Genomic DNA, 20,909 nt, shown 5'->3' with positions numbered 1-20,909 from the left:
CACGGGTTCAGAGCATGATTTGAGCTTGCGGCGTGCCGGGCCCGGCGGCGGCCCGCGCGGGCCCGGCGGCTCAGCGGGCGGTCTCCACGCCGACCGCGGCACCCAGCGCGAACAGGACTCCGCCGGTGGCCTGGTCCATGCGCCGGCGGACGCCGGGGCGCTGGAAGAAGGCGCGCGCCCGGTGCACCGCCAGGGCGATCCCGCTCAGCCAGACGACACCCAGCGCGGCGTGCACGGCGACCAGCAGCAGCGTGGTGGCCACGACCGGCGCGTCGTGCGGGATGAACTGCGGCAGCAGGGACATGTAGACGACCCCGACCTTGGGGTTCAGGACATTCGTCAGCAGCCCGGTGCGGAACGCCTGGAGCGGCGACTGCCGGCCGGCCGGATCGGCCGCGCCGGCCGCACCGTCTCCGGCGAGGTGGTCATGCCCGTGGCCGGCGGAGCCGCCCGCCGTGGCCGGATCCCGGACTTCGCGTGCGGCTGTCGCGCGGCGGCGGGCGCTGCGGAGCGCCTGGAAGCCCAGCCACACCAGGTACAGCGCACCGGCGATGCGCAGCGCGTCGTACGCCGTCCGGGACGCCGACAGCATGGCGGTCAGCCCGGCCGCGCCGGCCAGGCCCCACACGAAACAGCCCGCGGCGATGCCGAGCGCGGAGCACAGGGCCGCGCGCCGCCCGGAACCGAGGGACGTACGCAGGACCACGGCGAAGTCGGGCCCCGGCGAGACGGTCAGCAGGACGGCCACCGCGGTGAAACCGAGAAGTGAGGAGAACACAGGAGGTAACCGTACGTCGTGCTCCGGCCAACGTTTCTCCGGCATCCCTTCTTCCGCCCGCGCACTGCTGCGTACCTCTTGCCCGGGGGCCGGGCGCCTGCTCCCATGGCCATCGGGGGGTGATGGGTATGAGCGACATGCGTCCCGGGCCCGGAGCGGACGAGGGAAAGCAGGAGACGCGCTACGCGAGCGACCCGGACCGGCTGTTCCTGCCGCCGGACGACGACCTCGCCCCGAACCGCCCGGGCGAGGCCCTGCGGGTGCGCCTCGCCGAGCAGCCGCGCGCCAGGGCGGCCCTGTGGTGCGCCCGCCTGCTCGGCCGGCGCCCGCCCCAGGACGCCTGGCACCGGCAGCTGCTCGGCGAACAGGCCGTCGGCACGGCCCTGGACCAGCTGACGGCGGGCGGCTGGTATGTGATCCACTCCGTTCCGCTGCCGCCCGCGGCCGTCATCGGGCATCTGCTCATCGGGCCCGGCGGGGTGCTGTGCGTCGCCACCCACTCCGTACGCGGGGACCGGGTGCGGGTGGGGGCGGACGTCGTGCACGTCGGCCGCGGGCACGAGTCGCGGCCGTACGTCCGCGAGAGCCGGCAGCACGCCCGGCGCGCCGCGTACGTGCTGACCCGCGGCTGCCGGTTCCGTGTCGAGACCCGGCCGGTGCTGGCGTTCGTCGGCGCGGCGCACGTGGAGCTGGACCCGGCCCTGCGGGACGTACGGGTGATCCGCGACGAGCGGGACGTACCCCTGCTCGGACGGCTCGGCGGGGTGCTCGCCCCGGAACGCGTCGAACGCGTCTACACGGTCGCCCGCAACCGCCGCACCTGGCTACGGGCCTGACGGGCGGCCCACAGCCCACAGCCCACAGCCCTCAGCCCTCAGCCCCGGCCTCCGCGCCACCCGCCGCCGTACCCGAGGCCGCTCCGGCCACATCGGCCGCGTCAGCCCGCCGAGCCCCCGGGTGCTTGCACGGCCCGGCGCACGGCGCTCCGGAGCCAGTGGTGGGCCCCGTCCGCGGCGTGGCGCGGGTGCCAGGCCATGCCGATGGTCACCGGCGGCAGCGGCAGGGGGATGTCCAGGAGGCGCAGGCCGAGGGCGACGGCGGCGTCGGTGAAGGGCGAGGGGGCGGCGCCGGGCGGCGCGCTGGGGACGAGGCAGACCACGTCGCTGCGGGCGGTGAGCGCCATCGCGGCCACATGGCTGGGCAGCACGGCGGCGACCCGCCGGTGCAGGTTCCGTTCGGCCAGCGCGGTGTCCAGGGGGCCGGTGAACCGGCCGCGGCGGCTGACCGTGACGTGTTCGGCGGCAGCGAGCCGCGCCGGAGTCAGCTCCCCCTCGGTGAGGGGGTGGCCGGGCCGGACGGCGGCCAGCATCCGCAGCGTGACCAGCTCCTCGACCTGGGTCTCGGGATCGATGTGGTCGATGACCCCGATCTCCAGGTCGATGCGGCCGTCGCGGAGGGCCGGCCCGGCCTCCAGCTCCTCGGCCCGGAACCGCAGCGAGACCTCCGGCGCCTCCTGCCGGGCCAGCCGCAGCAGCCCGGGGGCCAGTGCCGCGGCCACCAGGTCGGCGGACTGGAGGGTGAAGGTGGTGCGCAGGGTGGCGGGGTCGACGCCGGTGCCGGGGGTGAGCAGCGCGCCGAGGCTGCGCACCACGGAGGCGGCCTCGTCGCGCAGGGCCTGGGCGCGGGGCGTGGGGACCATGGCCTGTCCGGCCCGGACCAGCAGCGGGTCCTGGAGGATGCGGCGCAGCCGGGCGAGGGTGCGGCTCATGGCGGCGGGTGAGGTGTGCAGGCGCGCGGCGGCGCGGGTGACGCTCTGCTCGGCCAGCAGGGCGTTCAGCGCGACGGCGAGGTTGGCGTCGATGGCCGGGTCCGGACTGTTCACCAGCGTTGTTCCATTTCAGGCAATGATCCCTTGCTGACCTTCCCATTGTGGCAACGCCTGCGCGTGTCCAGGATGAGGACGTACCGGTCCGGTACCGCTCACGAGGTCGTCACGACCGCCATCAGCTGCCATTTCTTGGAGGACTTCGCCATGTCCGCAACCGAATCCGCGCCCCCGGTCACCGCCTTCATGCTCATCAAGACCCTGCCCGAGTGGCTCGCCATGACCCCGCACGAGCGGGTGAACGCCCTGAGCACCGAGGTCATGCCGGTGGTCAAGGCCAAGACCACCGGCGTGCGGTCGCGCTTCTACGACACGGAGTTCTACTCCACCCGCGTCACCGACGTCTGGGTCTGGGAGGCCGACGACCACGACGCGTACCAGCTCCTGATCGACGCGCTGCGCGAAACCCCGTTCTGGGACCGCTACTTCGAGGTCGTCGACCTCCTCGTGGGTACCGAGAACGGCTACGCCCGCACCTACGGCGTCGACCCCGTCGCGACCGTGGCCACCTGACGCACCGGACCCGGAGACCGCGCACGCACCGCGCGGTCTCCGGGCGCGGGAGTTGCGCGGGCGGCCCGTGCGCTGCTGAGGTGACCGGATGCGAAGATCCGTTCTCCCCTTGTCGGCCGTCGCCGTGACCGCCCTGCTCCTCACGGCCTGCGGGACGGAGCACGCGGCTTCCGGGAACACCGGCGTCCGCGCCTCCGCACCGTCGTCCGGCACGCAGCTCGACGATCCGGGCAAGGACGGTGCGAGGATCACCTCCTTCGACAAGCCCGCGACGGGCTCCGGGGCCGTCGCCCACTACGAGGTCACCAACGCGGGCACCGAGACCCTGACCTACTCGGTCGTCATCACCTTCATGAGCGGCGACGGCGGTGCCATGGACAACCGGACCGCGACCGTGCGTGACGTCGCCCCCGGCAAGACCGTGCGCGGCACGGCCCGGGCCGGGGAACTGCCGCCCGGCGCGCCGCGGGTGACCGGGGCCAAGGTCCTCGAAGTGACCAAGGTGCCCGCGGCGGAGGCACCGGCCGAGCCGGGCACCTGCCCCGCCTCCGGGATCCGGGTCAGCGCCGATCAGGGTGACGCGGCCATGGGACTGCGCGTCGTGGGTCTGCGCCTCGACAACTGCGGCGCACGCGACTACACCGTCGAGGGCTATCCGCTGCTGGAGCTTCTGGACGACGGCTTCGAGCCCGTCCACGGCATCAAGATCCTCCACGGAGGCGGCGGGATCACCACCGGCACCGGGCTCGACACGCAGCCCCGGCCCGTCACGCTCAAACCCGGTGAGTCGGCCACCTCCGGCCTGGTGTGGCGCAACACCACCGAGGCCGGTACGCCGGTGAACGTGCCCTATGTCCGGATCCGGGCGAAGGCCGGCGCCGCCCCGGCCACCGTCACCCCGCACCTCGACCTGGGCACCACGGGAAAGCTCGGGGTCGGGCCGTGGGTGAAGAAGGGGCACTGAGCCCCGCCCAGGAGTCGAGCCGCCCCGCGCGTCCCTCCCTGCCCAGGACGTCCCGCTACCCGCGCCGGAGCGGACAGAAGCGGCTGCCCCCTTCGGCCACGACCGTGTTCCCGGGCGCGATCTCCGTGAACCCCGCGTCCCGCACCACGGGCAGGCCGCTGCGCGTCAGCTCGGGCCACCGGTGGGCCGGGGCCGGGCGTACCGAGAGGGGGAAGCCGGCCTCGCGCCAGGCCGTGCGGGCGGCTTCGGGCAGTTCCCACCAGGCGAGCTGGGCGCCGTGCCCGGCCTGGGCCATCGCCTTGCCCGCCGACATGTCCAGGTGCGGGTTGAGCCACAGCACCGGGGCGTCGGCGGCCGGGGCGGCGGGCTCGTGCGGGTCGTCGAGGTGGGTGCCGGAGACCTGGAGGCGGGCCAGGTCCTTGGGCCAGCCGTCCAGCGGGACCGGCGGGAAGACGCGGACCTCCGCGCTCCCACCGCGCACCGTGATGCCCGGCAGCGCCTCCGCGCGCCGCCATTCCGCGCCACGCGCCCGGCGCACGACCTTGCGGATCCGGGCGTCCTCCCAGTCGCGTACGGCCGCGGCCCAGACGCCGTCACCGGTCGCCCGCTCGTCCGAGAGCAGGACCAGCACGGCCCGTGCCGCGGTCTCCAGCGCGTCCGTGAGGGCGGGCGGACCGTTCCGCTCGATCCGGACGACGAGGGGGAGGGCGTATTCCGGGGCGGTGTCACGGCCGGTCTCCGCGGGGCGGGGCGCGTCGGCCGTGGCGTCGGTCGGTTCGCCGGGTCCGGCGAGATCGGTGCTGGTCACACGGACCAGTGTGCCAGCCGCCCGGAACGCCGCCTCCCGGGCCGCTGCCTTGGCGGATCGGGACGTTCCGGGTGATGATCCTCCCTATGCACAGCGACCTCTTCGCCTCCGAGAACGTGGTCACGCCGGCCGCAGCGCCCGGCATGACCCTGCAGAACGCCAAGTCGATCAAGTACGCGGTGGACGGTGAGTGCTTCGCGCGCCAGGGCTCGATGGTCGCGTACCGCGGGGACCTGCAGTTCGAGAAGCAGGGGCAGGGCGTCGGCAAGTTCCTCAAGCGGGCCGTGACCGGCGAGGGCCTGGCGCTGATGGCGGTGCGCGGCCGTGGCGAGGTCTGGTTCGCGCACGAGGCCGCCAACTGCTTCATCGTCGACCTCGCCCCCGGCGACGGCCTCACGATCAACGGCCGCAACGTGCTGTGCTTCGACCCCTCCCTGTCCTACGAGATCTCCACCGTCAAGGGCGCGGGAATGACCGGCGGCGGCCTGTTCAACTCCGTCTTCACCGGCCAGGGACGGCTGGGCGTGGTGTGTGAGGGCAACCCCATCGTCATCCCTGTGTCGCCGCAGGCCCCGGTGTTCGTCGACACCGACGCGGTGGTCGGGTGGACCGCGTCGCTGAAGACCTCGCTGCACCGTTCGCAGAGCCTCGGCTCGATGCTGCGCGGCGGTTCCGGCGAGGCCGTGCAACTGCGGCTGGACGGCGAGGGCTTCGTGATCGTACGGCCCAGCGAGATGCGTCCCGAGCGGGCCTCCGGGAACTGACGGCCTCAGGGAACTGACGACGGGGAGCCGATGAGACTGGACGGGGTCGGACGGCGCTACGGGGCGCGAGGGCCGTGGGTGCTGCGCGACATCGACCTCCACCTGCCGCGGCGGTCGCTGGTACGGGTCGAAGGCCACAACGGCAGCGGCAAGTCGACGCTGCTGCGGATCGTGGCCGGGATCGACGCTCCCAGCAAGGGCCGTGTCACCGGGCGCCCGCGCAGCGCGTACGTACCCGAACGCTTCCCCGCCGCCCTCCCGTTCACCGCCGTCGGGTACCTCACCCACCTCGGGCGGATCCACGGCCTGCGCGGCCCCGAGGCGGCCCGCCGCGCCACCGGCTGGCTCGAACGTCTCGGCGCCGGCGGCCACGCCCGTACGCCGCTCGCCGAGCTGTCCAAGGGCACCAGCCAGAAGGTCGCGCTGACCCAGGCCCTGCTCGCCGAGCCGGAACTGCTCGTCCTCGACGAAGCCTGGACCGGCCTCGACCCGGCGGCCCGCGACGTCCTCGACCGGGCCGTGGCCGAGCGGGTCGCGGCAGGCGGCACGGTCGTCTTCGTCGATCACGACCCGCGCCGGCTGGCGGGCGCCGCCGACGCGCGGTACCGCGTCACGGGGGACGGCCTGGCCCGGCTCCCGGACGGCGGGGCGACGGACCCGGGCCCGGCGGTGGCCCCCGAGGTCCAGCCGCCCGGCCCCCAGGTGGTCATCGAGGCGGCGCTTCCCGGCGGGTCCGGGCACCATGCCGTACGCGGTTCAGCGGCGCCCGGTGCCGTGGCGCCGGCCCCGGCCGGCCTGCCGGGCCGGCCCCGCGTCACCTGGAGCCCGGACGGTACGACAGCCCGCCTGACCGTCCCCGCCGCCCACTCCGACGCGCTGCTGCGCGCCCTGCTGACGGCACATCCGCCCTGGCACATCCGCGCGGTCACCCCGACCCCGTACGAGAACCGGTAACCGTGATTCCGCTCCTGCGCTACCAGTCCGCCCTGCTCCTGCGCTCGCACCGCTGGCTGCCGCCGGTGCTGCTGTACGCCGCGCTCCTCGCCGTGGGCGTGCAGTCCGGCGGGCCGATCCTCGACTCGTACGGCGTCGCCGCGTTCGGGCTGCTGCCCCTCGCCGCCTGGCTGTGCCGGATCTGCGTCACGAACGAGCCGCCGGCCGCGCGCTCCTGCACGGCGGCGGCCGCCGGTCCCGGCAGGGCGCACCTCGCCGCCGTACTGACGGGGAGCCTGTCGGCGGCTTTCCTCGCGTGCGCCGGTACGGCGTACGTCGCGCTCGTCGCCGACCCGCACGCCTCCGACCACCGCACCGCCGTCCCCGTGCCGTCCGCCGCGGCCGCCGGGCTGTCGGCCGCGCTGGTCTGCGTCCTGCTCGGCACCGCCGTCGGAGCGCTCTGCAACTGGCCGGTGCTGCGCAGCACCGGCTGGTCGGTCCTCTCCGGGCTGCTCGCCGCGGTCCTGCTGCTGGTCGTGGGCGCCTCGCCCGCCAACGCCGCCGTCTCCGGCCTGGTCACCGGCTCCGCCCACGGCACGGTCACCCTGCCCTGGCTGCCCCTGCTCTCCGGCGCGCTGATCGCGGCCGCCGCCACGGCCGTGGCCTGCCGCCTCAGCTCCCGCCGCGGCTGACAGGCCCCTGCGGCAGGGCCGCCGTACGGTCCGCGCGTACCATCGGCCGTATGCCGGGCACCGACAGAGACGAAGAACAGCCGGGCCGCACGGCCGACGAAGCGAGCCGCGCGGCCGACGGAACGGGCGCCACGGCGGGCGAGGCCGGCGGCCCGCGCCCGCCGTTCGCGGACTGTGTGCACTGCGGGGAGCCCACCGAGTACCCGGCCGACCGGCCGGGCGCGCTGCTCTGCCCGCACTGCGAGTGGCTGGAGGCCCAGCGTTCGGCCTGCTCGGGCTGATCCGGCCGGGTCCGGTCAGTCCGCCCAGGGCCCGGTCACCGCGAACGTCGTCCCCGGCGTGTAGCAGTTGACGTACATCGTGCGCCGGTCGGGGGAGAAGGTGACCCCCGCGAACTCGCCCCACTCGGGCTTCTCCGGTGTGCCGATGTTCTGCCGGCCGCGTGCCACCGGGTACAGCGCCCCGCGCCGGGTCAGACCGAAGACGTGCTGCGCCCCGTCGCCGTCCTCGCACACCATCAGCCCGCCGCCGGGGGCCAGGCAGATGTTGTCGGGGGACTCGCCGGGCAGCTGGACATCGGTGCCCGGGCCGAAGACGACCACCAGGGTGAGGCGGCGGGCGGCCGGGTCGTACCGCCACACCTGGCCGTAGTGGTCCGCGGCCGAACCGTCCTTGCTCCGCGCGAAACTGGAGACGAAGTAGACGCTGGAGCCGCCCCAGTAGCAGCCCTCCAGCTTCTGCGCGTGCGTGATGCCGCGCGGCCCGAAGTCCTGGAAGCGGACGGGGGTCTGCCGCGCGAGCGGGTCGGGGACGTCCACCCACTCCACGTGGTCGAAGCGGGTGCCGGTCTCCTGGACGGCGGACAGGTCCGGTACGTCCGGTACGCGCAGTGCCTGGAGCCGCCCGCCCGCCCGCAGGGAGCCCCGGCCGCCCAGCGGCCTGGCGGGCCGGAACCGGTAGAAGAGGCCGAAGGGCTTGTCGAAGGCGTCCTCGGTCTCGTAGACCGTGCCGTTCCTCGGGTCGACGGCGACGGCCTCGTGCTGGAAGCGGCCCATCGCGGTCAGCGGTACGGCGCCGGTGCGGCGCGGATCGTACGGGTCGACCTCGAAGACGAAGCCGTGGTCCTTGGTGTACCCGCCCTCACCCGCCCGCGCCTCGGTTTCCTCGCAGGTGAGCCAGGTGTGCCACGGGGTGGGCCCGCCCGCGCAGTTGGTGGAGGTGCCGGCGATGGCGACGCGCTCGGACCGGACGCGCTGGTGCCGGTCCACCTCCAGCGCCGTACAGCCGCCCTCGCCCGCCGGGTCGTAGGTCAGGCCGTCGACGGTGGGGACGGGGACGCGGGACTTGCTGCGGTTCTCGTGGTTGCGTACGAGGTGGACGCGGCCGTCGCGGCCCGGGAAGGCCGCCATACCGTCGTGGTTGCCCGGTATTCGGCCCTCACCGGAGGGCAGCGGGGCGCCCTCGCGGGACAGCACCCGGTACCGGAAGCCCTTCGGCAGGTCGAGCAGACCCGCCGGGTCGGGTATCAGGGGGCCGTAGCCGTGCCGGCCCGCGCTCCGTGCGGTGGCGGTGCCGGCGAAGAGTTCGGGGACGCTGCCGGCGAAGGCGATCGATACGCCCAGCGCACCGGTTCTTGCCAGGACCTGACGACGTGTCGCGGACATGGGCGACTCCCTGCTGGCGGACAGGTGATGTGACCCGCATGTGTGTACCACGCACGTCGGCCGCCGGGAACCGGCTGCGCGCGGTCCCGCTGCCCCTCGCCGCGCCTGCGCTACGCCCCGCCCGCGTTCCCCTCCACCAGCGGCTTGGCGTCGCGGGCCAGGGCCGTGAGCCGGGAGATGGCGCGGAAGTACTTCTTCCGGTAGCCGCCCTTGAGCATCTCCTCGCTGAACAGCGCGTCGAACGGCTTGCCCGCCGCCACCACCGGCACCTCGCGGTCGTACAGCCGGTCCGCGAGAACGACCAGCCGCAGCGCGGTGGACTGGTCCGGCACCGCCTGCACATCGGTCAGGCAGACAGCGGTGATGCCGTCGCACATCGCCCCGTACCGGCTCGGATGCACCGTCGAAAGGTGCTCCAGCAGGGCCGGGAAGTCGTCGAGCGAGGCGCCCGGGGTGCGCTGCGCGACGCGGGTGACGGTCGCGCCGTCGAACGGGGGCGGGGCCTCCGGCAGCCCGCGGTGACGGTAGTCCTCGCCGTCGATGCGCAGCGGCCGGAAGTGCGCGCTCAGGCCCTGGATCTCGCGCAGGAAGTCCGCCGCCGCGAAACGGCCCTCGCCCAGCTTGCCGGGCAGCGTGTTGGAGGTGGCGGCGAGCGACACGCCCGCCTCGACCAGCCGGCTCAGCAGGCTGGAGACGAGCACGGTGTCACCGGGGTCGTCCAGCTCGAACTCGTCGATGCACAGCAGGCGGTGTCCGCCGAGCGTCTGCACGGTCTGCTGGAAACCGAGCGCGCCGACCAGATTTGTCAGTTCCACGAAGGTGCCGAACGCCTTCAGCGCGGGCTCGGCGGGGGTGGCGTGCCACAGGGAGGCCAGCAGGTGCGTCTTGCCGACGCCGTATCCGCCGTCGAGGTAGACGCCGCGCGGACCCGAGGGGGCCGCGGTCTTCTTGGAGCTCCGGCCGAACCAGCGCCGCTTGCCGCCGGACGGTTCCGTACCGCCGCCGATGCCCGCGGCGAAACCGCTCAGGACCTCCACGGCCGCCGCCTGGCTGGGCTGGTTCGGGTCGGGGATGTACGTCTCGAAGCGCGCGCTCCGGAACCGCGGCGGCGGGACCATCTCCGCCACCAGGCGGTCGGCCGGGACGTGCGGCGCGCGTGCGGTGAGCGCGGCGGGCGCCGCTCCGGCCCCGTCGGCCGGCGGCCCGGCTATGGGGGAGGACTGGGATGACGAGGGCTGGGAAGGCGACACAGCCGTCCAGCCTAGTCGCTGTACGGGAGGACTCCGCCGGGTGAGCGAGGCATGTCACACTGCCGCCTATGCGACGCCTGTTTCCCTTTCCCGCCCCGCCCGTTCCGTCCGGCGATTTCCCGGGTACCGCGGATGCCGAGAATTCCGTCGCGGTCGCGTCCGCCCTCGCGGCGGAACCGGGTGACATTGCCGGAACCGCGACGGGAACCGACACCGGAGCCGATGACGGAACGACGGTCGCGGCCGATTCCGGCACGGTGCGCCCGGCCGCCGGCGGAACGGCGGACCCGGCCGATTTCCCGACGGTCAGCGCCGCCGATCTCACCGACCGCCGGTGGAGCCTGGAGGAACTGGCCGACGCCTACGCGTATCCCCGCACCGACGAGGGCGCGGGCTGGCTCCGCGCGAACATGGTCTCCTCGCTGGACGGCGCGGCCCACCACGAAGGCCGCTCGCAGCCGCTGTCCAGCGACGCGGACATGCGGATCTTCGGGGTGCTGCGCGGCCTCGCGGACGCGGTGGTCGTCGGCGCCGAGACCGTACGCAAGGAGGGCTACCGCCCGGCCCGCGCCCGCGAGGCGTTCGCGGCGCGCCGGGCCGCCGCCGGGCAGCCGCCCGCCCCCGTGATCGCGGTGGTCACCGCCAGTCTGGACCTGGACTTCGCGCAGCCGCTGTTCACCGAGCCGCTGGTGCCGACGGTCGTGGTGACCGGCTCCGGGGCCGACGAGGACCGGGTGCGCACCGCGCGCAAGGCCGGCGCCGAGGTCGTCTTCGCCGGTGAGGGGGCTGCCGTCGACCCGTCGCGGGTGGTCGGCGCGCTCGCCGGGCGCGGCCTGACGCGGCTGCTGACGGAAGGCGGGCCGCGGCTCCTGGGTCAGTTCGCCGGAAGCGGGGCACTCGACGAGTTGTGCCTCTCGCTGGCACCGCTGGTGGTCGCCGGCGACGCGTCGCGCATCATGAACGCGCCGGTGACGACCGTTCCGGAAACATTCGTACTCGCGTCCGTACTGGAGGAAGCCGGCTTCCTGTTCACCCGTTACCGTCGGTCCTGAACAAAAGGCGGAATTATTCGTTCCGCTTAGCTTCCGCTGGGCACACTAAAGGCCAACAGGTCCCGTGTGGCGACGGGGCAGGATGGTTTCTGTCGGCCCGTTCCCCGGACGGGCCGCGCGAGATGAGAAGAAGGGCGCCCGCCGTGTTCACGAGCGTATTGATGATCGAGAAGCCCCTGACGCCCGCCGACGTGGAGTTCGTCACCACGCTGCACGGTGACGACCAGGTCTCCTTCGTCGTCCTCATGCAGCCGCGCGGCAATCAGGACCGCCTGCTCAGGGCCATCGACGACGTCGCACTGGGCGAGTTCGAGGACGCCGTACGGGAAGGTGACGAGCCGGAGGGCGCGCAGGCGGAACCGCCCGCCGAGCGCGCCCTGTCGTACACCCTGCACGCGCTGCGGGCCGAGGGCGCCGAGGCGATCGGCCAGGTCGTCGAGGACCACCCGCTGGACCTGCTGCGGTCGGTCGTGGACGAGACCGGCGCCGACGAGGTGATCGTGCTGACCGCCCCGCACTTCGTCGAGGAGTTCTTCCACCGCGACTGGGCCTCGCGCGCCCGGCACAAGGTCGGCGTGCCCGTACTGAAGCTCTTCTCGCACGCGGCCGACGACCCGGCCCAGGACGTGGCGCACAACCCGGCCCAGGGCCCGGCTAGCGGCCCGGGAGGGGACTCCGCCGGGAGCTGAGCCGCCCGTCCGCCATTTCCGCGACCGCGTCCACCGCATCCAGGTGGGCGCGGTCGTGCGTGACCAGGACCGTCGCGGTGGCGCGCCGGTGCGTGAGCGTGCTGAGCAGGTCCAGGACGGCGGCGCCGCGCTCGTGGTCCAGTGCGCTGGTCGGCTCGTCGACCAGCAGGACGGCCGGTTCGTTCATCAGCGCCCGCGCGATGTTGACGCGCTGCCGCTGGCCGCCCGAGAGCTGGTGCGGGCGGCGCGCCGCCTGGTCGGCCAGGCCGACCGCGTCGAGCAGTTCCAGGGCCCGCGGCCGGGCCGCGCGCGGCGCCCGGCCGTCCAGGTGCGCCATCACCTGCAACTGCTCCGCCGCCGTCAGGGACGGCAGCAGATGGGGCTGCTGGAAGACGATGCCGACCTTGGTGCGGCGCAGCGCGGTCAGCTCGGACCGGCTCATTCCGGCGGTGTCCGTACCGTCGACCAGCACCCGGCCGCCGTCCGGGGTGATCAGCGTCGCGGCCACCGCCAGCAGGCTGGACTTGCCGGATCCGGAGGGCCCGACGACGGCGGTCACGGTTCCGGGCGGCACGGTCAGGCTCACGTCGTCGAGGGCGGTGAGACGGCCGGTGCCGTCCGGGTAGGTGAGGGTGACGCCGGTCAGGGCGAGACCGGCGGACGGTGGGGTTCCGGTCTCGGGGGTCGCGTGCGTCCGGGTGTCGGCGGGGTATGCATTCATGGGGTCCGTCGCTGGGTAGGGGATCGGTGGGAGTTCATGGCGTGCGAGCGGTGTACGGCCCGGCTTTTCACGCCCGCGAAAGGTGTACGGATGAGAACGGGGCCGGAACCGGAATTCCAGGTGCCGAGGCCGGAATGGTGCAGGCCGTTCGAGTCATTCGGGCCGTACGGCCCATACGCCCGGCCGCCCCGGAAATTGCTCCCGGAATAGTCCGCGGGGAACGGACCGGGAAGGAACGGGGAACGGACCGGGAAGAGAAACGCCGGCACGGACACCGTTCGGTGGGGGAAACACTCCGGCTCACCGCGCGCTCCCCAGCGCCGTCAGCGGATCGACGGCGGTGATGCGGCGGATGGACAGCGCCGCGCCGACGGCCCCCAACGCGATCATGATCAGGGCCGGGACCAGCACCGTCGCCGGATCCAGGACGAACGGCACGGTGCCACCGACGGCCGCGCCGGCCGCCGCCGCGAGCGCGGTGCCCACGCCCGTACCGATCACCAGCAGGACGACCGCCTGGCCGAGCGCGTCCCGCAGCAGGTAGCGGGTCGGGGCGCCGAGCGCCTTGAGCACCGCGACGTCGCCGCTGCGCTGGATCGTCCAGACCGTGAAGAACGCGCCGATGACCAGCGCCGATATCGCGAAGAGGAAGCCGCGCATCAGCTGGAGCGAGCCGTTCTCCGCGGTGTACGAGCCGATGGCGCGCAGGGCGTCACCGGTCGTGACGGTACGGGTGTCCAGCCGGCGGTCGGCGGCGGCCAGGCCGGCGTCGGAGGAGGTGGTGAGGGCGACGACGGTGGCGGTCTGCGCCCCGGACGAACCGGAGTCACCGCTTCCGGACCCGGACGCCGCGGACCCGGACACCCCGGACCCCGCCCCGCCCGCCACCGCCTCCCAGTCCCCCAGCGACGTCCACACCACCGGCGTGTGGCTGAACATCGCCTCGCCCGCCACCGCCGCGGCCGTCAGCGTCCGCCCGTTCAGCGTGAACCGGCCGCCGGCCCGTACGCCCAGCTCGTCCGCGGCCTTCGCGGACAGCACCGCCGAGCCGTCCGCGACCCGGCCCGCCCCGGGCGCCAGGCGGGAGCCGGGCCGTACCCCGAAGGCGGACAGCGCGGCGGTCCGCTGCCCCGCGCCGTCGCCCGCCGCGGCCTTGGCCGTACCGATTCCCAACGGCTCGGCCGACCGGACGCCCGGCACCTCCGCCCAGGCCTCCCAGGTCCGCTTCCCGATGCGCGAATCGGCGAACGAGACGTCGTCACCGCCGCCCGCGGGCGCGGCGAAGGCGAGGCGGTCGGCGGGCAGCGCGGTGACCGCCGAGGTGTTCTCCCGCCCCAGGCCCGCCGTCAGGCCGGACAGCAGCCCCACCAGTACCGTGATCAGCACGATGACGGTGCCCATCAGGGCGAACCGGCCCTTGGCGAATCTCAGGTCTCTCCAGGCGACGAACACGGGGCTCCGGCCATCCTTCCGACGGGCGCCGGACCCGGTGCCCGGCGACTGCTCCCACCGTCGCCGGGGGAGCGGGCGCCGGGCATCGCGCGCCGGAGTGGTTCGCCCGGATCGAAAGGCCGGGGCCGGCCTCCACCTTTCGATGGATGCCGGTGGCCGTCCCGGCGCCTAGCCTGGAAGGGCTGTGACTCCCCACTCCCTGACCCCCGCCCTGCGGGTGCTGCGCGTCTGCCTGCACCTGATGGTGGCCGCACTGCTGGCGCTCGCCGCCGTACGGGCCGTGACCGACCACAGCCCGAACGCCCCGGCCGTCACCGGTGCCGCCGCCCTGCTGCTCGCCGTGTACGCCGTCGGCCCCACCCTGCCGCCGGTGCGCACCTCGACGGCGGCAGCGGCGCTCTGGCTCGCCGTCGTCATGGTGGTGTGGGCCGTCCTGCTCGCCCTCACGCCCCTCGGGGTCTGGCTCGCCTTCCCGCTCTTCTTCGTCCAGCTCCACCTGCTCCCGCTGCGCTGGGCGCTGCCCGCGGTGCTGGTCACCACCCTCGTCGCGATCGGCGGGTTCGGCTGGCACACCCGCGCCCTCACCGTCGGTACGGTGATCGGCCCCGCGCTGGGCGCGGCGGTCGCGGTCGCGGTCGTCCTCGGCTACCAGGCCCTCTACCGGGAGAGCGAACAGCGCCGCCGCCTCATCGAGGAGCTGACCGCCGCCCGCAGCGACCTGGCGGCCGCCGAGCACGCGGCCGGGGTGCTGGCCGAGCGGGAACGGCTCGCCCGCGAGATCCACGACACCCTCGCGCAGGGGCTCTCCAGCATCCAGCTGCTGCTCCGGGCTGCGGAGCGAGGGATTCCGCCGGGTCCTGACACCGCCGCCGCGCTCGGCCACGTCCAGCAGGCCCGGCAGGCCGCCGTCGACAACCTCGCCGAGGCCCGCCGTTTCGTACGGGCCCTGAGCCCGCCCGACCTGGAGGCCGGGTCGCTGCCCGCCGCCCTGGAACGGCTGTGCGCCACCACCGCCCGCTCCGCCGGCCTGGCCGTGCACTGCCAGGTCTCCGGCGCGCCCGTCGAGCTGCCCACGCCGCACGAGGTCGCGCTGCTGCGCATCGCCCAGTCCGCGCTGGCCAACGCCGTCCAGCACGCACACGCGAGCCGGGCCGAGCTGACCCTCTCCTACATGGACACCGAGGTCGCCCTGGACGTCGTCGACGACGGCACCGGCTTCGCGCCCGACGCGGTGCCGCCCCCGGGCTCCGGCGCCGTCGCGGGCACCGGCTTCGGGCTGGCCGCGATGCGCGCCCGTGCCCGCGCGCTGCACGGCACGCTGGCGGTGGAGTCCACGCCCGGCGAGGGCACCGCGGTCGCCGTCACCCTTCCGTACCCGGAACCGGCCGCCGCCCCGCGGCCCACCGTCTCCGCTCCCACCGCCGACCCCCCTCCCGAACAGGCCACCGCGTGACGCACCACCCCGAGCCCGCCACCGGCCCCACCCCCGACCCCGTTCCCGGCCACACCCCCGCTCCCGACCGCGCCCCCATCCGCCTCCTCCTCGCCGACGACCACCCCGTCGTACGGGCCGGGCTGCGCGCCGTCCTGGAGACCGAGCCGGACTTCGAGGTCGTCGCGGACGTCCCCACCGCCGAGGAGGCCGTCGAACGGGCCGCCCGGCCGGACGTCGACGTCGTCCTGATGGACCTCCAGTTCGGCGGCCGGATGCTCGGCTCGCAGGCCACCGCCGCCATCGCCGCCCGCGCAGGCGGCCCGCGCGTCCTCGTGCTGACCACGTACGACACCGACGCGGACATCCTCGCCGCCATCGAGGCCGGCGCCACCGGCTACCTCCTCAAGGACGCGCCGCCCGAGGAGCTGGCCGCCGCCGTCCGTACCGCGGCGGCCGGCAAGTCCGCCCTCGCGCCGACCGTCGCGCTGCGCCTGATGGACCGGATGCGGGCACCCGCCACGGCCCTCTCCCGGCGCGAGACCGAGGTCCTCCAGCTCGTCGCCGACGGCCTGTCCAACGCCTCGATCAGCAGACAGCTCTTCCTCAGCCAGGCCACCGTCAAGTCCCACCTGGTGCACATCTACGCCAAGCTGGGCGTCGACTCCCGTACGGCGGCGGTCGCCGCGGCCACCGCGCGCGGACTCATCCGCCGCTGACCGGGCCCCCGCGAGCCCTCGCGGGCCCGCCCGGCACGGGCTGGCGGTGCCGGGTGCGAGAATCGTGCGCGTACGGACCGCAGAGACCGACGGACCGTAGAGACCGACGAGCAGGAGACTGACGCATGGCACCGTCCCCGGGCATCCCCGACGCGATGGACCGACCGCACTTCATCGGCATCGGCGGCGCCGGGATGTCCGGCATTGCGAAGATCCTCGCCCAGCGCGGCGCCCGGGTCGCGGGCAGTGACGCCAAGGAGTCGGCGACCGTCGCCGCCCTGCGCGACTCCGGCGCCACGGTCCACATCGGCCACGCCGCCGCGCACCTGGCCGAGGACGCCACCAGCGTCGTCGTCTCCTCCGCGATCCGCGAGGACAACCCGGAGCTGGCCGCCGCCCGCGAGCGGGGCGTCCCCGTCGTGCACCGCTCCGACGCGCTCGCCGCCCTCATGGACGGCCTGCGCCCGATCGCCGTGGCCGGCACCCACGGCAAGACGACCACCACCTCCATGCTGGCCGTCTCCCTCGCCTCCCTCGGCCTCTCCCCGTCGTACGCGATCGGCGGCGACCTGGACGCCCCCGGCTCCAACGCCGAGCACGGCAGCGGCGAGATCTTCGTGGCCGAGGCGGACGAGAGCGACCGCAGCTTCCACAAGTACGCGCCCGAGGTCGCCATCGTCCTCAACGTCGAACTGGATCACCACGCCAATTACGCGTCGATGGAGGAGATCTACGAGTCCTTCGAGACGTTCGCCGCCCGGATCCGCCCCGGCGGCACCCTCGTCGTCTCCGCCGACCACCCCGGCGCCCGCGAGCTGACCTCCCGCCTGGCCGGCCGCCTGGACGTCGAGACCGTCACGTACGGCGAGGCCGAGGACGCCGACGTACGGGTCCTCAAGATCAACCAGCGGGGGCTGACCAGCGAGGTCACCGTCGCCCTCGCCAACGGCAAGATCCTCACCTTCACCGTTTCGGTGCCCGGCCGGCACTACGCGCTGAACGCCGTCGCGGCCCTCGCCGCCGGCACCGCGCTCGGCCTCCCGCCGCACAACCTGGCCTCCGCGCTCGGCACCTACACCGGCGTCAAGCGCCGCCTCCAGCTCCAGGGCGAGGCGGCCGGCGTCCAGGTCATCGACTCCTACGCGCACCACCCCACCGAGATGACCGCCGACCTGGAGGCCATCCGCGGCGCCGCCACCGGCTCCCGCGTCCTCGTCGTCTTCCAGCCGCACCTCTTCTCCCGCACCCAGGAGCTGGGCAAGGAGATGGGCGAGGCCCTCACCCTCGCCGACGCCTCCGTCGTGCTGGACATCTACCCGGCCCGCGAGGACCCGATCCCCGGCATCACCAGCCGGCTGATCATCGACGCCGCCGAGGCTGAGGGCGCCCGGGTGACCGCCGAGCACGACAAGACCGCGATCCCCGAGGTGATCGCAGGAATGGCGGAGCCCGGCGACCTTGTTCTCACCATGGGCGCGGGCGATGTGACCGAACTCGGCCCGCAGATCCTCGCGCGCCTGCAGAGCCGATAGGAAGCAGAGGTACTCATGCCGTACGAGATCGACAAGCCGGACGAGCAGTGGCGCGCCGAGCTGACCCCGCAGGAGTACCAGGTCCTGCGCCAGGGCGGCACGGAACCCGCCTTCGTTGGCGAGTACACCGACACCAGGACGGCCGGCGTCTACTCCTGCCGTGCCTGCGGCGCCGAACTGTTCCGCTCGGAGACGAAGTTCGAGAGCCACTGCGGCTGGCCGTCCTTCTACGACCCGAAGGACACCGACGCCGTCGAGCTCCTCCAGGACACCTCCCTCGGCATGGTCCGCACGGAGGTCCGCTGCGCCCGCTGCGGCTCCCACCTCGGCCACGTCTTCGAGGGCGAGGGCTACCCGACCCCGACCGACCAGCGCTACTGCATCAACTCCATCTCGGTACGGCTGACGCCGGACGAGGGCTGAGCGCCCGGGTCACGAGACCACGGAACCGCCGGGTCCGGCACGGAGCCGGCCCGGCGGCCGCGCGGGGCGTGGCCCCTCAGAACTGCGGCGTCCGCGCCACCGCCGGCAGGATCTGCACCAGCTCTCCCGGAGCCGCCTTGCGGCGCCGCCACTCGCGCGGGTAGCCCAGGGACACCTCCTGGTGCGGGATGCCGTCCACCTCGATGGTGCGCGGGATGTGCAGATGGCCGTAGACGACACTGGCGGCGCGGAAGCGGCGCGGCCAGTCGGCGGTGGCCTCGGTGCCGCACCACAGGGCGAACTCCGGGTGCCACAGCGGCGCGGTGGGCTCGCGGACGACCGGCCAGTGGTTGACCAGCACCGTGGGCAGGTGCTCGGGGATCTCTGCGAGCCGGGCCTCGGTGGCCGCCACGCGGGCCCGGCACCAGTCCTCCCTGGTCGGGTACGGGTCCGGGTGCAGGAAGAACTCGTCCGTGCACACCACCCCGGCCGCCTCGGCGACCGCCAGCGCCGCCTCCTTGGTGTGGGTGCCGGGCGGGCGGAAGGTGTAGTCGTAGAGGGTGAAGAGCGGGGCGATCACGGCCGGGCCGCCCTCGCCCTCCCAGACCGGATAGGGGTCCTCGGGCGTCAGGACGCCCAACTCCCGGCAGATCGCCACCAGGTGCTCGTAGCGCTCGACCCCGCGCAGCTGCACGGGGTCGTTGGACGGGGTCCACAGCTCGTGGTTGCCGGGCACCCAGATCACCTTGGCGAAGCGGCTGCTGAGCACGGTCAGCGCCCAGCGGATGTCCGCGACGTACTCACCGATGTCCCCGGCCACCAGCAGCCAGTCGGCGTCCGAGGCGGGCCGCAGCCGCTCGACGATCGCGCGGTTCTCCTCGTAGCGGATGTGCAGGTCGCTGATGGCCAGCAGGCTGCCGGGCGCGGCCCCTTCCCGGCCGGCCGCGGTGGTGGGGTCTCCTTCGGAGCGTGGGATCTGCATGCCCTGACGGTAGGACAGCGGACGGGTGCGAGGACATGCCGGGAGTGAGGTGTTGGACACGTCGGAAGGTCACGCCCCGGCGGCGCCGCCCGGCGGGACGGCGCCGCCGCGCCGGATGCGGGTGGCCAGCCACAGGTCGAAACGGTCGTCGGGGTCGTCGAGCCGGCGCCCGGTCAGGCTCATCGCCTTGTCGAGCCGGTTGCGTACGGTGTGCCGGTGCACGCCGAGGCGGCGGCTGGTCGCGTCCCACACGCCGCCGGTCTCCAGCCAGGCCGCGAGGGTGGTCAGCAACTCCTCGCCGTGGTCGGCCAGGTCGAGCGGGCCGAGTACGGCATCGGCGTACCCGTGCAGCGTACGGCGGTCGCCGAGGTCCAGGAGCAGCCGGCTGGCCGCGCTCTGCCGGGCCTCCTCGGGCACCCCGCTCGCCCGGCTGACGCCCAGCAGCCCCGTCGCCTGCCGCAGCGAGACGCGTACGGCGTCCGGCGGGGCGAGCGGGCCGATCCCGGCCGGGCAGCCCGGCGCGAACCGGCCGAGCACGTCCCGTACGTCCAGGCCCGCGCCCACCACCGCCTCGACGAGCCCGCTCGCCGCGACCCTGACCAGCCCGCCGGGCACGGCCAGCGCCAGGTCGGCGGCGATGTCGTGCGGGCCGCTGTCCGCCGGCGCGTCGGCCGGGGGCTCGACCACGACGCCGCGTACCCGGTCGTCGTGCAGCCCGGCCGCGGCCAGGATGTCGTGGGCCCGGCCCGCCGGCCCCTCCTCGTCGGACAGCAGCTCCGCGAGCAGCGCCGACCGGCGGCGCCGCTCCGGCTCGTCCATCAGGTGGCGGCGCTCCAGTTCCAGCGAGAGCAGCGAGACCAGGCCGGGGACGACGGCGCGGGCCGCCGCGTCCGGGCTGCCGGTGAGCAGGAGCAGGCCGCGCAGCCGCCGGGCGCCGAGCGGCTGCACCTCCAGCTGACGGCCGTCGGCCGTGCTGGTCGCGCTGCCGCGCAGTCCGCGTGCGGCGACCCGTTCGACCAGGTCACGGGCTGCGGCCAGGGGCGGGGTACGCTGCCCGCCGCCGGTGGCGAGGAGCCGCCCGAGCGGGTCGAGCACCGCCGCGCCGACGCCGGTGGCGGCGGTCCACTCCTCCAGCATCGGCTGCAGCCCGCTGTCCGTCGCCGCCGCGGTCAGCCGCCGCTGCGTCGCGAACGCCCGGTGCAGTACGGCGCGCTGCTCGTCCGCGCGCGCGTCGAACACGGCCTTGGTGACCGCGATGAACGGCACTTCGTCGGGCACCGTGAGCAGCGGCAGGCCCGCTTCGCGCGCCGCGTCGACCAGTGGTGCGGGGGCTTCCTGGTACGGGAGTCCGGTGCCGAGGCCGAGCGCGAGGCAGGCCGCGCGGCCCTCGGTCACATCGCGTACGTACGCGCGGCAGGCCGCCGACTCCATCGGCAGCACCAGGCCGATCGTCATCAGCAGCTCGCCGCCCTGCAGCCACTTCCCCGGATGCAGCAGGTCGGAGACGGTCGCGGCCTCGACGGTACGGTCCAGCAGCCCGGCCGGGACGTCGTAGGTCAGCGACAGGTTCAGCTCGGGGCGGGCGAGGAGGTCGGCGATACGCAGGGGCATGGACACAGTGTCCAGCAGGTGAAGCCGCGGTGGACGGTCGGGCCA

At 74.5% G+C, this 20,909-nt stretch carries 22 protein-coding genes; 13 read left to right on the top strand and 9 right to left on the bottom strand.

Annotated features, from left to right (window positions below):
* Window positions 1-70: 70 nt before the first annotated feature.
* Window positions 71-778 carry a LysE family translocator gene (locus AB0L45_RS22885; RefSeq protein WP_365842689.1) on the bottom strand — a complete coding sequence of 236 codons (708 nt, stop codon included), beginning with the start codon at window positions 776-778 and terminating at the stop codon, window positions 71-73.
* Between the two features lie 128 nt (window positions 779-906).
* On the opposite strand from AB0L45_RS22885, the gene AB0L45_RS22880 reads away from it, so the two are divergent.
* On the top strand, window positions 907-1,614 hold the full coding sequence (locus AB0L45_RS22880) for a nuclease-related domain-containing protein (RefSeq protein WP_365842687.1): 708 nt from the start codon (window positions 907-909) through the stop codon (window positions 1,612-1,614).
* A gap of 101 nt (window positions 1,615-1,715) precedes the next feature.
* On the opposite strand, the gene AB0L45_RS22875 is transcribed toward AB0L45_RS22880, so the two are convergent.
* Window positions 1,716-2,660: a LysR family transcriptional regulator gene (locus AB0L45_RS22875; RefSeq protein ID WP_365842685.1), complete on the bottom strand. Its 945-nt coding sequence runs from the start codon at window positions 2,658-2,660 to the stop codon at window positions 1,716-1,718.
* Between the two features lie 150 nt (window positions 2,661-2,810).
* Between AB0L45_RS22875 and AB0L45_RS22870 the strand changes: the two genes are divergently transcribed.
* Together AB0L45_RS22870 and AB0L45_RS22865 are read left to right on the top strand one after the other, a co-directional pair.
* Window positions 2,811-3,176: a darcynin family protein gene (locus AB0L45_RS22870; RefSeq protein ID WP_365842683.1), complete on the top strand. Its 366-nt coding sequence runs from the start codon at window positions 2,811-2,813 to the stop codon at window positions 3,174-3,176.
* 88 nt (window positions 3,177-3,264) lie between these two features.
* Window positions 3,265-4,140: a DUF4232 domain-containing protein gene (locus AB0L45_RS22865; RefSeq protein ID WP_365842681.1), complete on the top strand. Its 876-nt coding sequence runs from the start codon at window positions 3,265-3,267 to the stop codon at window positions 4,138-4,140.
* Window positions 4,141-4,195: 55 nt separating this feature from the next.
* On the opposite strand, the gene AB0L45_RS22860 is transcribed toward AB0L45_RS22865, so the two are convergent.
* Entirely contained in the window at window positions 4,196-4,948 is a 753-nt protein-coding gene (locus tag AB0L45_RS22860) for a peptidyl-tRNA hydrolase (RefSeq protein WP_365842679.1), read from the bottom strand.
* A gap of 86 nt (window positions 4,949-5,034) precedes the next feature.
* On the opposite strand from AB0L45_RS22860, the gene AB0L45_RS22855 reads away from it, so the two are divergent.
* From AB0L45_RS22855 to AB0L45_RS22840, 4 genes are read left to right on the top strand one after another with little or no spacing between them, the layout of a single operon-like run.
* A complete protein-coding gene (locus AB0L45_RS22855) occupies window positions 5,035-5,712 on the top strand; it encodes an AIM24 family protein (RefSeq protein WP_365842677.1) in 678 nt (225 codons plus the stop codon).
* Window positions 5,713-5,742: 30 nt separating this feature from the next.
* The gene (locus tag AB0L45_RS22850; RefSeq protein WP_365842675.1) at window positions 5,743-6,666 is read left to right on the top strand and encodes an ATP-binding cassette domain-containing protein; all 924 of its coding nucleotides are present in this window, start codon (window positions 5,743-5,745) and stop codon (window positions 6,664-6,666) included.
* Between the two features lie 2 nt (window positions 6,667-6,668).
* A complete protein-coding gene (locus AB0L45_RS22845) occupies window positions 6,669-7,337 on the top strand; it encodes an ABC transporter (protein WP_365842673.1) in 669 nt (222 codons plus the stop codon).
* Window positions 7,338-7,387: 50 nt separating this feature from the next.
* A complete protein-coding gene (locus AB0L45_RS22840) occupies window positions 7,388-7,618 on the top strand; it encodes a hypothetical protein (RefSeq protein ID WP_365842671.1) in 231 nt (76 codons plus the stop codon).
* Between the two features lie 15 nt (window positions 7,619-7,633).
* On the opposite strand, the gene AB0L45_RS22835 is transcribed toward AB0L45_RS22840, so the two are convergent.
* Entirely contained in the window at window positions 7,634-9,001 is a 1,368-nt protein-coding gene (locus AB0L45_RS22835; protein ID WP_365842669.1) for an alkaline phosphatase PhoX, read from the bottom strand.
* A gap of 110 nt (window positions 9,002-9,111) precedes the next feature.
* On the bottom strand, window positions 9,112-10,212 hold the full coding sequence (zapE, locus tag AB0L45_RS22830) for a cell division protein ZapE (protein WP_365842912.1): 1,101 nt from the start codon (window positions 10,210-10,212) through the stop codon (window positions 9,112-9,114).
* Between the two features lie 380 nt (window positions 10,213-10,592).
* On the opposite strand from zapE, the gene AB0L45_RS22825 reads away from it, so the two are divergent.
* The gene (locus AB0L45_RS22825) at window positions 10,593-11,303 is read left to right on the top strand and encodes a pyrimidine reductase family protein (protein WP_365842910.1); all 711 of its coding nucleotides are present in this window, start codon (window positions 10,593-10,595) and stop codon (window positions 11,301-11,303) included.
* Window positions 11,304-11,464: 161 nt separating this feature from the next.
* Window positions 11,465-11,992 (top strand): indole-3-glycerol phosphate synthase, encoded by a 528-nt coding sequence (locus tag AB0L45_RS22820; RefSeq protein ID WP_365842667.1) that lies wholly within the window; start codon window positions 11,465-11,467, stop codon window positions 11,990-11,992.
* Here the strand turns inward: AB0L45_RS22820 and AB0L45_RS22815 are convergent.
* Complete coding sequence (locus tag AB0L45_RS22815) at window positions 11,958-12,713, bottom strand: ABC transporter ATP-binding protein (RefSeq protein WP_365842665.1); 756 nt, start codon at window positions 12,711-12,713, stop codon at window positions 11,958-11,960. The genes AB0L45_RS22820 and AB0L45_RS22815 overlap by 35 nt on opposite strands.
* Before the next feature lie 300 nt (window positions 12,714-13,013).
* Window positions 13,014-14,165, bottom strand: a complete 1,152-nt coding sequence (locus AB0L45_RS22810; RefSeq protein ID WP_365842663.1) for an ABC transporter permease — start codon at window positions 14,163-14,165, stop codon at window positions 13,014-13,016.
* A 241-nt stretch (window positions 14,166-14,406) separates the two neighbouring features.
* Between AB0L45_RS22810 and AB0L45_RS22805 the strand changes: the two genes are divergently transcribed.
* The 4 genes from AB0L45_RS22805 (at window position 14,407) to msrB (ending at window position 18,271) form a co-directional block, all read left to right on the top strand.
* Entirely contained in the window at window positions 14,407-15,618 is a 1,212-nt protein-coding gene (locus AB0L45_RS22805) for a sensor histidine kinase (RefSeq protein WP_365842908.1), read from the top strand.
* Window positions 15,619-15,695: 77 nt separating this feature from the next.
* Complete coding sequence (locus AB0L45_RS22800; protein WP_365842906.1) at window positions 15,696-16,316, top strand: response regulator transcription factor; 621 nt, start codon at window positions 15,696-15,698, stop codon at window positions 16,314-16,316.
* Window positions 16,317-16,441: 125 nt separating this feature from the next.
* Complete coding sequence (murC, locus tag AB0L45_RS22795) at window positions 16,442-17,848, top strand: UDP-N-acetylmuramate--L-alanine ligase (RefSeq protein ID WP_365842661.1); 1,407 nt, start codon at window positions 16,442-16,444, stop codon at window positions 17,846-17,848.
* Between the two features lie 15 nt (window positions 17,849-17,863).
* Window positions 17,864-18,271 (top strand): peptide-methionine (R)-S-oxide reductase MsrB, encoded by a 408-nt coding sequence (gene msrB / locus AB0L45_RS22790; protein WP_365842659.1) that lies wholly within the window; start codon window positions 17,864-17,866, stop codon window positions 18,269-18,271.
* Window positions 18,272-18,347: 76 nt separating this feature from the next.
* Here the strand turns inward: msrB and AB0L45_RS22785 are convergent, their stop codons facing one another.
* The gene (locus AB0L45_RS22785; protein ID WP_365842657.1) at window positions 18,348-19,253 is read right to left on the bottom strand and encodes a metallophosphoesterase; all 906 of its coding nucleotides are present in this window, start codon (window positions 19,251-19,253) and stop codon (window positions 18,348-18,350) included.
* 69 nt (window positions 19,254-19,322) lie between these two features.
* Window positions 19,323-20,864: a PucR family transcriptional regulator gene (locus AB0L45_RS22780; RefSeq protein WP_365842655.1), complete on the bottom strand. Its 1,542-nt coding sequence runs from the start codon at window positions 20,862-20,864 to the stop codon at window positions 19,323-19,325.
* Between the last annotated feature and the right edge of the window lie 45 nt (window positions 20,865-20,909).

Origin of the sequence: Streptomyces sp. NPDC052496 (genome assembly GCF_040679095.1) — a bacterium.
Taxonomy (GTDB): domain Bacteria; phylum Actinomycetota; class Actinomycetes; order Streptomycetales; family Streptomycetaceae; genus Streptomyces.
Note: the sequence above shows the minus strand (reverse complement) of the source record. Positions and strands in the feature narration are given on the sequence as shown.

What these genes read in the sequence shown, in the direction of transcription:
- AB0L45_RS22880 (WP_365842687.1), top strand. Translation starts at nt 907, where the DNA reads ATGAGCGACATGCGTCCCGGGCCCGGAGCGGACGAGGGAAAGCAGGAG.
- AB0L45_RS22870 (WP_365842683.1), top strand. Translation starts at nt 2,811, where the DNA reads ATGTCCGCAACCGAATCCGCGCCCCCGGTCACCGCCTTCATGCTCATC.
- AB0L45_RS22865 (WP_365842681.1), top strand. Translation starts at nt 3,265, where the DNA reads ATGCGAAGATCCGTTCTCCCCTTGTCGGCCGTCGCCGTGACCGCCCTG.
- AB0L45_RS22855 (WP_365842677.1), top strand. Translation starts at nt 5,035, where the DNA reads ATGCACAGCGACCTCTTCGCCTCCGAGAACGTGGTCACGCCGGCCGCA.
- AB0L45_RS22850 (WP_365842675.1), top strand. Translation starts at nt 5,743, where the DNA reads ATGAGACTGGACGGGGTCGGACGGCGCTACGGGGCGCGAGGGCCGTGG.
- AB0L45_RS22840 (WP_365842671.1), top strand. Translation starts at nt 7,388, where the DNA reads ATGCCGGGCACCGACAGAGACGAAGAACAGCCGGGCCGCACGGCCGAC.
- AB0L45_RS22835 (WP_365842669.1), bottom strand. Translation starts at nt 9,001, where the DNA reads ATGTCCGCGACACGTCGTCAGGTCCTGGCAAGAACCGGTGCGCTGGGC.
- AB0L45_RS22820 (WP_365842667.1), top strand. Translation starts at nt 11,465, where the DNA reads ATGATCGAGAAGCCCCTGACGCCCGCCGACGTGGAGTTCGTCACCACG.
- AB0L45_RS22815 (WP_365842665.1), bottom strand. Translation starts at nt 12,713, where the DNA reads ATGAATGCATACCCCGCCGACACCCGGACGCACGCGACCCCCGAGACC.
- AB0L45_RS22805 (WP_365842908.1), top strand. Translation starts at nt 14,407, where the DNA reads ATGGTGGCCGCACTGCTGGCGCTCGCCGCCGTACGGGCCGTGACCGAC.
- murC (WP_365842661.1), top strand. Translation starts at nt 16,442, where the DNA reads ATGGCACCGTCCCCGGGCATCCCCGACGCGATGGACCGACCGCACTTC.
- msrB (WP_365842659.1), top strand. Translation starts at nt 17,864, where the DNA reads ATGCCGTACGAGATCGACAAGCCGGACGAGCAGTGGCGCGCCGAGCTG.
- AB0L45_RS22785 (WP_365842657.1), bottom strand. Translation starts at nt 19,253, where the DNA reads ATGCAGATCCCACGCTCCGAAGGAGACCCCACCACCGCGGCCGGCCGG.
- AB0L45_RS22780 (WP_365842655.1), bottom strand. Translation starts at nt 20,864, where the DNA reads ATGCCCCTGCGTATCGCCGACCTCCTCGCCCGCCCCGAGCTGAACCTG.